Origin of the sequence: Lysinibacillus sp. FSL K6-0075 (genome assembly GCF_038592945.1) — a bacterium.
Lineage (GTDB): Bacteria > Bacillota > Bacilli > Bacillales_A > Planococcaceae > Lysinibacillus > Lysinibacillus fusiformis_F.
Genome location: NZ_CP151947.1, coordinates 3,303,567 through 3,316,660, shown reverse-complemented (window position 1 = coordinate 3,316,660; position 13,094 = coordinate 3,303,567). Strand labels below are relative to the sequence as shown.

Annotated in this window: 11 protein-coding genes; 8 read left to right on the top strand and 3 right to left on the bottom strand. The window is 37.6% G+C overall.

The window, feature by feature from the left end; all coding sequences use genetic code 11:
* Positions 1–7 precede the first annotated feature (7 nt).
* Positions 8–2,263, top strand: a complete 2,256-nt coding sequence (locus tag MHB65_RS16255; protein ID WP_342441042.1) for a DNA internalization-related competence protein ComEC/Rec2 — start codon at positions 8–10, stop codon at positions 2,261–2,263.
* A 47-nt stretch (positions 2,264–2,310) separates the two neighbouring features.
* On the opposite strand, the gene MHB65_RS16250 is transcribed toward MHB65_RS16255, so the two are convergent.
* Positions 2,311–2,448 carry a YqzM family protein gene (locus MHB65_RS16250; protein WP_036121877.1) on the bottom strand — a complete coding sequence of 46 codons (138 nt, stop codon included), beginning with the start codon at positions 2,446–2,448 and terminating at the stop codon, positions 2,311–2,313.
* A gap of 165 nt (positions 2,449–2,613) precedes the next feature.
* Here MHB65_RS16250 and holA point away from each other — a divergent pair, with 165 nt between their 5' ends.
* Entirely contained in the window at positions 2,614–3,624 is a 1,011-nt protein-coding gene (gene holA / locus MHB65_RS16245) for a DNA polymerase III subunit delta (protein ID WP_342441041.1), read from the top strand.
* Between the two features lie 95 nt (positions 3,625–3,719).
* On the opposite strand, the gene rpsT is transcribed toward holA, so the two are convergent.
* The gene (rpsT, locus tag MHB65_RS16240) at positions 3,720–3,968 is read right to left on the bottom strand and encodes a 30S ribosomal protein S20 (protein WP_004226906.1); all 249 of its coding nucleotides are present in this window, start codon (positions 3,966–3,968) and stop codon (positions 3,720–3,722) included.
* 163 nt (positions 3,969–4,131) lie between these two features.
* Here rpsT and gpr point away from each other — a divergent pair, with 163 nt between their 5' ends.
* The 3 genes from gpr to MHB65_RS16225 all read left to right on the top strand — a co-directional run bounded on the left by gpr (position 4,132) and on the right by MHB65_RS16225 (position 8,620).
* On the top strand, positions 4,132–5,148 hold the full coding sequence (gene gpr, locus MHB65_RS16235) for a GPR endopeptidase (RefSeq protein ID WP_342441040.1): 1,017 nt from the start codon (positions 4,132–4,134) through the stop codon (positions 5,146–5,148).
* Between the two features lie 120 nt (positions 5,149–5,268).
* Positions 5,269–6,123 (top strand): stage II sporulation protein P, encoded by an 855-nt coding sequence (gene spoIIP, locus MHB65_RS16230; protein ID WP_243456267.1) that lies wholly within the window; start codon positions 5,269–5,271, stop codon positions 6,121–6,123.
* 601 nt (positions 6,124–6,724) lie between these two features.
* Positions 6,725–8,620, top strand: coding sequence for an acyltransferase family protein (locus tag MHB65_RS16225; protein WP_342441039.1), 1,896 nt, complete (start codon positions 6,725–6,727; stop codon positions 8,618–8,620).
* A 125-nt stretch (positions 8,621–8,745) separates the two neighbouring features.
* Here MHB65_RS16225 and MHB65_RS16220 read toward each other — a convergent pair whose 3' ends face one another.
* Positions 8,746–9,249, bottom strand: coding sequence for a DUF3221 domain-containing protein (locus MHB65_RS16220; RefSeq protein WP_342441038.1), 504 nt, complete (start codon positions 9,247–9,249; stop codon positions 8,746–8,748).
* Positions 9,250–9,474: 225 nt separating this feature from the next.
* Between MHB65_RS16220 and lepA the strand changes: the two genes are divergently transcribed.
* The 3 genes from lepA to MHB65_RS16205 all read left to right on the top strand — a co-directional run bounded on the left by lepA (position 9,475) and on the right by MHB65_RS16205 (position 12,844).
* On the top strand, positions 9,475–11,301 hold the full coding sequence (gene lepA / locus MHB65_RS16215; protein WP_342441037.1) for a translation elongation factor 4: 1,827 nt from the start codon (positions 9,475–9,477) through the stop codon (positions 11,299–11,301).
* Positions 11,302–12,112: 811 nt separating this feature from the next.
* Positions 12,113–12,391 (top strand): hypothetical protein, encoded by a 279-nt coding sequence (locus MHB65_RS16210; protein ID WP_342441036.1) that lies wholly within the window; start codon positions 12,113–12,115, stop codon positions 12,389–12,391.
* 111 nt (positions 12,392–12,502) lie between these two features.
* A complete protein-coding gene (locus MHB65_RS16205) occupies positions 12,503–12,844 on the top strand; it encodes a DUF2834 domain-containing protein (protein WP_205444515.1) in 342 nt (113 codons plus the stop codon).
* Positions 12,845–13,094: the final 250 nt, after the last annotated feature.

Here is a 13,094-nt window from a genome sequence, read left to right as displayed (position 1 = left end):
ATGGATCATGGTAGCACTTGCTGTACTTGTAGCTGCTATTGCGGCACATAAATCAGTATGGCTACTCATTTTTTTACTGCTACTAGCTCTGTGGCTCATCATAAAAGGTGAGTCACGTTTTCTTGCAATTTTTGTGCTAACTAGTGGTCTACTAGCTTATTTTTTCCTTTCTATCAATCAACTGACGGAACCTTCCCCTTTACCGTCAAATTTCCCTTTAACTTGGTCAAATGACTATAAAATAAACGGGCAAAAACTCCGTGGGTTTGCTACAACAACAAATGGCCAAAAGCTTTACGTGGTTTATACGTTTTCTTCGGAACAAGAGAAAAATTTTTATGAACATACCTCATTATCGGGAATGACGTATGTTGCTAAAGGTGAACTTGTGACACCCTCTTCTCCTGCGCATGCTTATGCCTTTTCCATGTCCAATTATTTAACGAGCAAAGGAGCAACAGGCGTTGTTGAAATCGCAAATTGGCGTTATGTAGGAAAACGTGCCTCCTTTTTCACCCTTCTTGCTGAAGTAAGACACGGTATGAAAAAGCATATAGAGAGGACCTTTCCAAAATCCCTTGTAGCAGAGGCACAAGCACTTCTAATAGGGGCACAAGATCAGATGGAGGATGAACTGCAGCGAGCCTATCAAAAGCTCGGTATCACCCATTTATTTGCGATTTCCGGGTTACATGTCGCGCTGGTGTCTTGGCTATTTTTTGAAGGGTTACTTAGAATAAGCGTTCGCAAAGAAATGGCTACTGTAGTGCTATTGATCCTCTTACCCGTTTATGGAGTGATCGCAGGTGGCGCACCTTCCGTATGGCGTGCAGTTTCTGTAGTTGAATTGATGATGTTATTGCGCTTTTTCAAGTGGGTTATATCGATGGATGATGCACTAGCGATTAGCTTTATAGGCTTTGTTTTGCTTGAGCCAGGTGTTATTTTTCAAATTGGTTTCCAACTGTCCTATTTAGCAGCTGCTAGTCTTATTTATTCCAGTATCATTTTCAAGCAGACGAGGAATTGGCTAAGTCGTTCTTTTTTTATCACATTCGTGTGCCAACTGCTCGTTTACCCACTACTACTCCATCATTTTTATGAGTTATCTATTTCCTCGTTTTTTGTCAATATTGTTTTTGTTCCACTGTTTTCCTTTGTTATATTACCCTTTAACATTGTAGCCTTTGTGCTATCCTATCTTTCCTTACCACTTGCCAACGTGCTATTTGCTGGCTATGAACCACTGCGTAATTGGCTGACCGAAATGATCTTTTATATGCAGGCGCTTCCTTGGCAATTATGGTCACCAGGCAAACCATCTAGTTGGCTGAGCTGCGTTGCGATGTTAAGTGTTTTAGCAAGCTTCTACTACTTGGAAATAAGACGTTTCAGGAAAGCTATTATGGTCCTTGTCATCCCCGCTATTTGGGTTCATCTGTCACCTATGTTGTATAACGAAACGAAGATCACCTTTTTAAATGTAGGACAAGGAGACAGTATCGTCATTGAATTGCCATTTAGGCGGGCAGTCTATGTTATAGATGCTGGAGGCGTATTACGCTTTGAGCAGGAGTCATGGAAGAAAACAGATCGTCCTTATGAGGTTGGAAAGCAAGTTGTCGTGCCATTTTTAAAAGGTAAGGGCATACGAACCATTGATATTTTTATAGCCTCGCATGCGGACGCAGATCATATTGAAGGAGCAGAGGAAGTATTACAAGAGATTAACATGAAGGAAATACACGTTACACCTGGTACATTGAATGAGCCTTTAATGAATGATTTATTGCAAGAAGCAAACAAGCGAAATATTCCTATTAAAGAAAAGATAAAGGGGAATGCGTGGCGTGTAGGAGTGACAGATTTTTATTACTTATGGCCTGATGACACCTTTTATGGGGGAAATGATGACTCCCTTGTCCTGTACATGCAACAAAAGGCGTTTACGGCGTTGTTTACAGGGGATTTGGAGCAATATGGCGAACAACAGCTGATCAAGCGCTATGGGCCTTTATTGGCCAATCTCACATTGCTGAAGGCAGGACATCATGGGAGTAAGACATCAAGCATAGAAGCCTTTGTTGAGCTGCTACAGCCCCAATTAACAGTTTTTAGTGCAGGTCTCCATAATCGCTATGGTCATCCACATGAAGAAGTAGTACAACGTTTTGTCAGTCGAAATTTAGCGACATGGACAACAGGATTGGATGGAACAATCGAAATACGTATTTGGGATAATCGCTGGTCAGTCAGTAAATGAAAAAGGCCTTGTCCAATGACCAAGGCCCTTTTCCTGCATAAGTCCAATTACTGTGATACGAATTCTACTATAGTTGCAATAATAAACATAATTGTGAAAACGCCAAATGATACACCGAAACCAACACCAGAATCGATGGCATCGTTACGTCGACATTGTATGTTCTTTCCTTCAAATGGATTCATTGTTATCCCTCCAATTCTGTTATTTATTATAAGACAACATGGTCATAAAAGCTATATCGAAAAGGTGATTTCCCCGTCTGGCAAGGAATGGACACAATTCGGTCAAAGACACAAATGGCTATAAAATCATGTATACTAATAGTATTGCTAGATGGAGGGGAAATTATGATTTCAACGGTTTGGAATACAATAAAAAAAGGTGAGCTTGCGCCAGTATATTTGCTTGTTGGTGAAGAAAGCTATTTTATAGATGAAACCATTAAACGCTTAAAAGAGGCTATGGGTCCAGAAGAAGATCTGGAGATGACCACATTTGACTTAGAGGAAGTGCCAGTAGATGCGGTAATGGATGAAGCAGATACCATTCCTTTTTTCTCAGAACGTAAGCTCATTATTGCTAAAAATGCTTCGTTTTTAAAGGCTACCGAGAAAGGGAAGGAAAAAATCGATCATGATGTGAAACGATTGGAAACATGGCTGTCGAATCCGTCTGATTTCTCCGTAACGGTTTTTATTGCTCCTTATGAAAAATTAGATGAACGCAAAAAAGTGACCAAAATGATGAAGGAGCATGCATTATTTGTACAGGCTGAGACACCAAAAGAGCAGGATTTAGCCGTCTGGATTCAGGGCATTGTCAAGGCAAAGAGTAATAGCATTACACAAGATGCTATTGAACTGCTTGTTTCGATGGTCGGAGCCAACATGCTACAATTACAGATGGAAATTGACAAGCTAACCCTTTATTTAGGTGAAGGTGGCGAAATTACAACTTCGTTAGTGGAGGATTTGGTGGCAAAAACATTGGAGCAAGATGCCTTTAAAATGCTCAATGCTTATCTGGCTAATGATTCTGTCGGAGCCTTGTCCATCTATCATGATTTATTGCGACAAAAACAAGAGCCTATTATGTTAGTGGGCTTGCTCGCATCCAATGTTCGTACCATGTCAAATGTTTTTTATTTGTTGAAGAAAGGATATCATCCACAGCAAATCGCTAAAAATCTAAAAATTCATCCCTATCGCGTCAAACTTATGATTGAGCAACGTCATCGCCCGTCAGAAGAAAATTTGCTGCGAGCATTATATCAATTAGCAGAAGTTGATTTACAGCTAAAATCGACTGGTGGGAATCGAGAGCGCTATTTAGAGCTATTTTTATTGCGCCAACTATAACAAAGAAAGCTGTCCAATAAGGGGCAGCTTTTTAAGTTCTCTATAAAATTAAAAAGATCAGCTACTCCTAATAGAGTACCTGATCCTTTAAACAATTACGCTTTTTTAGCAAGGCGAGACTTTTTACGAGCCGCCGCGTTTTTGTGGATAAGTCCTTTTGAAGCTGCTTTATCTAAAGATTTGAAAGCTGCTTGTAAAAGTTCTTGTTTGTTTTCAGCGTTAGCAGCAACAGCGTTTTCAGCTTTTTTCACTGTAGTACGCATTGCAGATTTAGCTTGAGAATTAGCAATGTTAGCTTTTTCGTTAACTTTTACGCGTTTAATCGCAGATTTAATGTTTGGCATATATTTCACCTCCTAAATTAGGTACGAGATGATATCTTCTCATTGATTTCTTGTGTCAATACAACAAAAATCATTTTAACAAACGCTTGGCCAAATTGCAATAGATAAATGCAAAGAATATTTACTTGACAGTTTGAACAAACTACAGCTTGAGGTGAACTGTATGCAAAATTTTAATTGGCAACGAACAGATTTAATCGATGAATCAGAAGAGGTAGTTGTCCATCAGACGAAAGAGCAAAAAGAAAAGCTTGAACAATCAAGTGGCATTCAAATTGAAGATCGGAATGCTGGTAGAGTAAAAATTACAGATGTTCTTGTAGACGCTGAAGGGGAAAAGCAAATTGGTAAAAAAGAAGGGCAGTATATTACACTTTCTGTCCCGACGCTGACATTAGAAGATCAAGAAGGTTTTACACAACTTGAGCAAGAATTGCTTGTAAATTTCAAAAAAATGCATGCTGATCTTGCTTGGCAAGAAAACGATAAAATTTTAATAGTTGGTTTAGGAAATCGTACCATTACACCGGATGCAATAGGCCCCTATTTAATTGACCATCTGCATAGTTTAGATGTCATTGATGAAAAATTTGTTATGTATGCTCCTGGTGTAACAGGACAAACAGGCTACGAAACAGGAGAGTTTGTGGCTGCTATTGCAGAGCGTCTACAACCGAAATTGATCATTGTAGTGGATGCACTTGCAACAAGAGCGAGTAATCGACTCTGTAAAACGATTCAATTAACTGACACGGGTATACACCCAGGTTCAGGGGTTGGCAATCAACGGCAAGAAATTTCTTATGAGATGCTTGGCATTCCAGTAACAGCGATTGGTATACCGACAGTAGTAGATGCACCCGTATTAATTGCGGATGCGGTAGAAACAATGCTTCGTTCGATCGCTGCTCGTGTGGCTGAACGCGGTAAACCGTCATCGAAGCTTTCCTTATCCTCGTGGCAACCAGATATCAACAAGGAACTGGATATGACGTTAGTACAACCTATTTTTGGAGAATGGGCGACATGGACAAAAGAGGAACGGCAGCAGTTGTTTGAGGAAACCTTCGCTGGCTCCCACACCCAATTAATGGTGACACCAAAAGAAGCAGACTATTGGATTGATCGCTATGCAAAATTAGTGGCTTCTATGCTAATGGATTGGGCAAGTGATTTATAAAAAAATCAAAAAACAATGCTTATAAAAGTCCTTCTAAAACACGCTTATTTATGCGTAAAACAAGAAAATTATTTTCGTTCTAATTAACACCCCCCCTCCATACGATATGGGGAGGAGGGTGTGACTTTGCTAAAAAAACTACAATGGTCATTTGGTATATTATTGTTCTTTTTCGTATTACCTGTCATTGCTGGGCAACTTCCGTTCAACAAGCAAGCATCGACTCCGATCAAACAATCAGAAGATAAGCAAGTCGTGTTTGCCGCTACCAATTTAGCTGAACAAAGTGTACTGGAACAAACGCAAGAGCCTGAACCAGATCAAGCCCTAGACCCGGACCCATTTAAAGTGTTAGTGTTATTTACTCATACGCATGAAGCATACGAACCGATAGTGAAAGCAGTGAGTGGTAAGGTAGCGACTTCTCATGAAACGGTCAATATTATGAGCCTGAAGGATAAGATTGTGAATCATTTTAATGTAAATGGTTTAAAGACGGATGTTCTTGATGTAGATATTATGAAGAAATTACAAGAAGAAGGTAAAGGATATCACGAATCTTATAATGTGATGAGGCCTTACCTAAGTAAGCATTTAGAAACAAATAATTATGATTTAATACTTGATTTACATCGTGACTCATTAAAACATGATCTTACAACGATCTCATATAATGGGGAAAACTATGCGAAAATCGCTATTGTTGTTGGGGCAGAACATGCCAATTATCGCTGGAATACAGCCTATGCTGAAAGTCTATCATCCACATTAAATGCCATCGTACCAAAAATCTCTAAAGGGGTTATTTCTAAAAGTGGTGATGGTGTTGATGGACGATACAATCAAGATTTAGCAAAGCAAATGATGATTATTGAGATTGGCGGAATTGGCAACACAGAGGAAGAGGTTAATCGTACGATTGCTGTCATAGGTAAAGCCATATCAAAAGCTTTTGTAAATGATTCAAAAAAATAAACCAATCATATTAAAAAGTGGGACTCTTGTAGGCTCACTTTTTTAATATTGTATGATAATAAAATTTCCAGAAAAAATTCTCTTTATTTGTCTTTCCATCACTTCATTCTTGTCTTATAATTTTCAAGTTGGCTCTCGATTTTCATGATAAAACGTTAAATGAAGGCATATGCAAGTAAAGCAAGTTTACTTTTGAAGTATATACCATTTTTGGTAATGCCTTTTCAAGTCAATAGCAAACATACATATGAATTTTTTAGAAGACAAAAAGTGATAATGTTTCATTTTTCTCTCAAACTTTTATCGTATTTCAAACGTCAAACATATAAGTGAACAAACAAAAAATAATAGAGAGGGGATGATTTTCAATCAAAAGTTTCTATTACGCGACAATAGGTTTTATCTTGATGCAGAAGGGAATAGCATCAAAAAGCGTTACTTCTTGTGGCATAAGGATGTAACTAACATCATTTATCCAAAGCCTCAGGCGGTTGTCAGAGGTCGTGACGACTTTTAGATTAACTTCTCACTGGACAGCTAGAAAAAACCCAACACCCTTATACCGAAACGAAATTGAGAGATTATTGAAGGAAGGAATAGTATGTCAGGCAAGTCATTAAATCATCGTTATATTCCTGGACTAGACGGGATTCGAGCATTAGCCGTATTAGCAGTTATTGCTTATCATTTTAACTTCAGTTGGGCTAGAGGTGGCTTTTTAGGAGTAGATATCTTTTTTGTATTATCGGGCTATTTAATCACCTCTACCATTTTACCTTTAAAGGGCAATCAATTAACAGTCAGCCTAAAGAAATTTTGGGTCGGACGATTGAGAAGGCTACTTCCAGCAGCCTACGTTATGATTGTTACATCATTTGTTTGGGCAATGCTCTTTCATAAAGAGCTTCTCCATACTTTGCGTGGGGATGCTTTGTCCTCTATTTTTTATTCAAGTAACTGGTGGTTCATTTTTCATAAACTCTCTTATTTTGATAGTTTCGGTTCTCCGTCACCTTTAAAAAATTTATGGTCATTAGCCATTGAAGAACAGTTTTATTTGATTTGGCCATTGCTTTTAATGATTGGGCTTTTTGTTGTTAAAAAACAAAGTAAACTAGCATATATCGTCTTTTGTGGCGCCCTTTGTTCAGCGTTCGTAATGGCGATACTCTATCAGCCAGGTACTGATCCAAGTCGCGTCTATTATGGGACGGACACACGCTGTTTTGAATTGTTAATGGGCTGTTGGCTAGCCCTTGTTTGGCCAATGAAAAGACTATCTTCTCAAAAATTATCAGCAAACCATGTGAAGAAACTAAATACTATGAGCTTCATTGCACTTACTATTTTTTTAGTAAGCATAGTGTATGTTGATGAGTATCAGTCCTTTCTTTATAGAGGGGGGATGTTTTTATTTTGCTTGAATGCTGCTGTTTTGATTGCATGTATTTGTCATCCTGTTAGCATACTAGGAAAAATATTGGCATGGGAGCCACTATGTTGGCTAGGCTCTCGTTCCTACGGCATTTATCTATGGCATTATCCTGTCATGGTTTTAGGGACACCCATTCATGAAATCGGGAACCCCTCCTATTGGCGCATCTTCCTGCAGCTTTTACTAATCTTGCTGATTGCAGAGCTATCCTATCGCTTCATTGAGATGCCCATCCGGAAAGATGGATTCCGAGTCTATTGTCAAAAATATCTGGTTTGTAATAAAAATAAATGGGGAAGCCTTTCTTTTCCACGAAAAATATCAACAGTTATGGTTCCGCTTTTCCTGCTTGTATTTTTCACAGGAATAACAGGCGTAGTAGGCGAAAGTCAGCAAAACCCATCTAAAACGTTTCCAACAACGATAAAAATTAATGGCGATGAGCCTACAGCCGATCTGAACAAGCATGACAAACAAGCTGAAACCTCAACCGACAAGCCTTCTCCAAACAAGGAAGAGGGAGTAGAAGATGTTCAGGAGATTGAAACGCCTAAGCAAGAAGAAAATAACACAATGACAGAGCCTGAAAAGGATGAATTTTATCGTGGCATACTAGCGATTGGCGATTCCTTAATGATTGATATTGCACCGAGCTTACATACTATGTATCCGACGATTACAATCGATGGAAAAATAGGCCGACAAGTTTCGCAAGCTGTCAAACTTGCACCAAATTATGCAAGTTTTAATCAGCCTAATTATGCAGTCATTCTACAATTGGGGACAAATGGTTATTTTACAACTAACCAAATGGATGCACTCCTTGGAGCATTTTCAAATGCCGATATTTATTTAGTGAATACACGTGTGCCGCGTTCATGGGAAGCAAAAGTGAATGAAGCTTTACTGCAAAAAGCACAGGAACATGAGCGAATCACACTAATTGACTGGCATGCAGCTGCAATCAATCACCCTGAATACTTTGCCCCTGACGGAGTACATTTAGAGAAAAAAGGGGTAGAAGTTTTAACAAAGCTCATTCAACAATCCTTAAACAATTAAAATAAAGAAAAAGTCAGTATACACAGTTTTACCTGCGTAGCTGACTTTCTCTATATCTGACATCTTTTCTTGGAGAGTTACGATTTCAAAACAGTTGACCTTCAGACTATTCGCTCTGCCTATATTTATTCTATTGGTTGTCGATCCTGTATAGTAAGCTGGACCAATTGATCTGTTCCTTCAGTACGTGGAAAATAGTACAATGTCCATTCTTTCTTTTTACTATCATAGTTTATGTTTGTAATAATGGGATTGTGTTCAAGTTTTTTTGCTACATGGATGATGATATCTTTTGTAGAAAGCGTGCTTTTCACGGTTGTGGGTAAAACCTCAATCTTCTCTGTCTTTGTTTGACCAGGGTAAGATTCATCAATCGTATCCGCCCATACTTGAACATAATCCCCTATTTCTAACGTTTTGGTTGTTGTTACCCATAGTGCATCTACAAATTGTGTGTTGGAATCATTTGAAGGGACAGGTTCATTGCTTACAACGAGAAAGCTGCTTGCTTGAGCGGCTGTCACATATCCTTCAATTGTGGCCGTCTCTTTACCGTTTACATGGTCTTTTGTCGTGCCACATCCAGTTAAGACAAGAAGCACCAACCAACCTACTATGAATTTTTTCAACGCAATTCCTCCTCTTGTCCAGTAGACGCATTTCCATCTAAACTGTTACACATCGTGTGCTACCACAGTTGATTTCTCTGTATTTATATACTTAATACTGTAAAATTTAAAAACGACATGAAACACTGAAAGTATTGATATTATAGGCTTTCTAGTCTAGTTGCTGTTGTACTTTGCATAACGTTCATAGTATAATTCATTATAGTTTAATTAGGAGTGGAAAAGATGAACCGAGAAGCACGTTTAAAACGACAAGAGAATATAAGAAATTTCTCTATTATTGCACATATTGACCATGGGAAATCAACGCTTGCTGACCGTATTTTAGAGCAAACAAAATCTTTAACTTCCCGTGAGATGAAGGCACAGCTCCTCGACTCAATGGATTTAGAGCGTGAGCGAGGCATCACAATTAAGTTAAATGCAGTTCAATTAAAGTACGAAGCAAAAGACGGCGAAGTGTATACATTCCATTTAATCGACACACCGGGACACGTCGATTTCACATATGAAGTATCACGTAGTTTAGCTGCTTGTGAGGGTGCCATTTTAGTTGTGGACGCAGCTCAAGGTATTGAAGCACAAACACTAGCAAATGTTTACTTAGCACTTGACAATGACTTAGAAATTTTACCTGTAATAAATAAAATTGATTTACCTGCAGCTGACCCTGAGCGTGTACGTCAAGAAGTAGAAGATGTAATCGGATTAGATGCTTCTGAAGCAGTTTTAGCTTCTGCAAAAGCAGGTATTGGTATCGAGGATATTCTAGAGCAAATCGTAGAGAAGGTACCAGCGCCAACAGGTGATCCGGACGCGCCACTACAAGCTTTAATTTTTGACTCGGTTTACGATGCCTATAAAGGTGTTATCATTTCGATTCGTGTCATCAATGGTACTGTCAAGCCTGGCGATAAAATTCGCATGATGGCAACAGGTGCAGAATTCGAGGTTATTGAAGTTGGGGTACATACACCAAAGGTTGTGCCACAGGCTGAATTAACAGTGGGTGATGTAGGTTATTTAACAGCATCTATCAAAAATGTAGGTGACACACGTGTAGGGGACACTGTAACCTATGCGAATCGTCCTGCAACTGAGCCATTAGCTGGTTATCGTCGCTTGAACCCAATGGTTTACTGTGGTTTGTATCCAATTGATACAGCCAAATATAATGATTTACGTGAAGCGTTAGAAAAGCTAGAGTTAAATGACTCTGCTCTACAATATGAGCCAGAGACATCGCAAGCACTTGGCTTCGGTTTCCGCTGTGGATTCTTAGGATTACTACATATGGAAATCATTCAGGAACGTATTGAGCGTGAATTTAATATCGACTTAATTACAACAGCACCTTCCGTAATTTACAAGGTTCATATGACAGATGGTTCTGAACTTAAAGTCGATAATCCATCCTTTATGCCCGACCCGCAAAAAATTGATTGTGTTGAGGAACCCTATGTGAAAGCAACAATCATGGTACCAAATGATTATGTGGGAGCGGTTATGGAACTTTGTCAAATGAAGCGTGGTAATTTCATGACAATGGACTATATTGATACATCACGTGTAAGTATTATATATGAAATGCCATTATCCGAAATTGTCTATGATTTCTTTGACTATTTAAAATCAAATACAAAGGGCTATGCATCATTCGACTATGAACTTATTGGTTACCAGCCATCGAAATTAGTGAAGATGGATATTTTACTAAATGGTGAGCAAGTCGATGCATTAAGCTTCATCGTACACCGTGATTTTGCCTATGATCGTGGCAAAATCATCGTAGAAAAATTAAAAGAATTAATCCCACGTCAACAATTTGAAGTACCAATTCAAGCAGCAGTTGGACAAAAAATCGTGGCACGTTCAACAATTAAAGCCATCCGTAAAAACGTATTAGCGAAATGTTACGGTGGAGATATTTCTCGTAAACGAAAACTTCTTGATAAACAAAAAGAAGGTAAAAAACGTATGAAACAAGTAGGCTCAGTCGAAGTCCCTCAAGAGGCATTCATGGCTGTGCTGAAGATGGATGATTCGAAGTAACATTGATATAACAGCGTTTATAAGGGTTTAAGCAAATAGTTTTGTATCAGTTGGGTGGAGATTGCCACCGATTTGCCACCGCATTTAAATTGTGCTAGCAATTTATAAATCTTTAGCGATGGAATCAAAAATATCGGCAGCATCTCTTGCCATCTTCTGTGTTAAATGGACATAGCGGTCTTCAGTAATTGCGGATCTGCTGTGTCCTAATCTTTTTTTTGAACAGTTTTTATGGGTGTCCACTTTCAATTAGCATAGTTAATAATAATGCCGAGATACTCGTGTTTATTGAGTACCAGGGCATTTTTTGTTTTGGTTACTATCAGCTGCTTTTTTTCAGTTTTCACACACAGAGTCTCGAATCTCCTACTTTTAATTAAGTTATCTTCTCCTTACTTTTTTCTTTTCTTTTCAATTTTTCTAAATAATAAATAAACTATTGTAATTATAATATAAAGTATGACAAAATTTAGTATCAGATTATTTTCACTTTTACTAGCTATATATACGTATAACCCTACTACCACCGCTAAAATTAATGGTTTATATATTGAATTCATAATCAATCCACCTTTTCTCAGTATTAGAAATAATTTTACAATATTCTCTTGAAATATATAGTTTTTATATTAATATCTTAAATGTTAAGATGTAATTAATTAGCATATTAAGAATAAAAAGAAAAAAGGATTTATTATGGTATCAAAGAAGATTTTATCAGCTTTCGTTGTTTCATCTTTAGTAGTTCATTCATTTTCAACAAATCTAGCAAGAACTACACAAGGTTGTATTCGCTGCACAAGTAAATTCTTTGGATGAATTTATAAAAGCTAAGAACGTGCTATTTAAAATCGCTATGGATATTAAAGAGGGTATTCTGACAGTTACAAGCACATTAAGAGCCGTATTCACAAGCGCATATAACAAGGCTGTCGAGCGTTCTAATATGAAGCAAAGTAAATCCCTGTCTATAGAAGAAACTCCTGCTAATGAACGTCCAGTACCTTTCTATAACTGGTTGAATGAACGTGATAGCCATCCACAATTAATAGTGCATGATAAACCTTCGTTAGAAAATTGGCTGGAATGATAGATGGAAATATTTATTAAAATTAATTTTTTATAGGTATTATTAAACTAAAAGAGTTTCATTAAGAAGTATAATATTTGTGAAAATCATAGAGAGGGGAATTAATTTTAAATGAGAAAAGTGTACTTATTATTTGCGATTATCGGCACAGTATTTCCGTATTATTTTTTGGTGAAATTCTTGAAAGAAAACGGATTTGATTTAGGGTTATTAATAGATTTATTATTTACAAACTCGATATCGACCTTCTTCGCTGTTGACTTTTTTATTTCATGCTTTGTTTTTATAATCTTTATGTTCAATGAGTCAAGAAAATATAACATTAAAGAAAAGTGGATATGTCTATTAACTTTGTTTACAGTTGGTTTATCATTGGCATTACCGTTATTTTTGTTTTTCAGACAGCCGTACATAAAGAAAGAAGTGTTGTTAAACTCCAATGAAAGAACGTAAAAATCTTACATTTTCTATGGTGTAGTGTTGATTTTGCGTTACATGGATGGCAAACGGGAGCTTAATAATTCGTAAAAAGACCACTCCATATGAAGCGATCCCTAAAAGTTAGACACGGTTATTTCATTAGGCAGCTTGAGTAAAATGAGTTCGGTATGGTAGTGACCCATTATTTTATGCGTTTTCTTAGATAACGTATAGAAGAATTGTTGATGAAAGAAATGGAAACTTTTCTGCTGTGTACGAACAG

Coding starts and splice junctions, on each gene's coding strand:
- MHB65_RS16255 (WP_342441042.1), top strand. CDS start 8: ATGGTAGCACTTGCTGTACTTGTAGCTGCTATTGCGGCACATAAATCA.
- MHB65_RS16250 (WP_036121877.1), bottom strand. CDS start 2,448: ATGAATCCATTTGAAGGAAAGAACATACAATGTCGACGTAACGATGCC.
- holA (WP_342441041.1), top strand. CDS start 2,614: ATGATTTCAACGGTTTGGAATACAATAAAAAAAGGTGAGCTTGCGCCA.
- rpsT (WP_004226906.1), bottom strand. CDS start 3,968: ATGCCAAACATTAAATCTGCGATTAAACGCGTAAAAGTTAACGAAAAA.
- gpr (WP_342441040.1), top strand. CDS start 4,132: ATGCAAAATTTTAATTGGCAACGAACAGATTTAATCGATGAATCAGAA.
- MHB65_RS16225 (WP_342441039.1), top strand. CDS start 6,725: ATGTCAGGCAAGTCATTAAATCATCGTTATATTCCTGGACTAGACGGG.
- lepA (WP_342441037.1), top strand. CDS start 9,475: ATGAACCGAGAAGCACGTTTAAAACGACAAGAGAATATAAGAAATTTC.
- MHB65_RS16205 (WP_205444515.1), top strand. CDS start 12,503: ATGAGAAAAGTGTACTTATTATTTGCGATTATCGGCACAGTATTTCCG.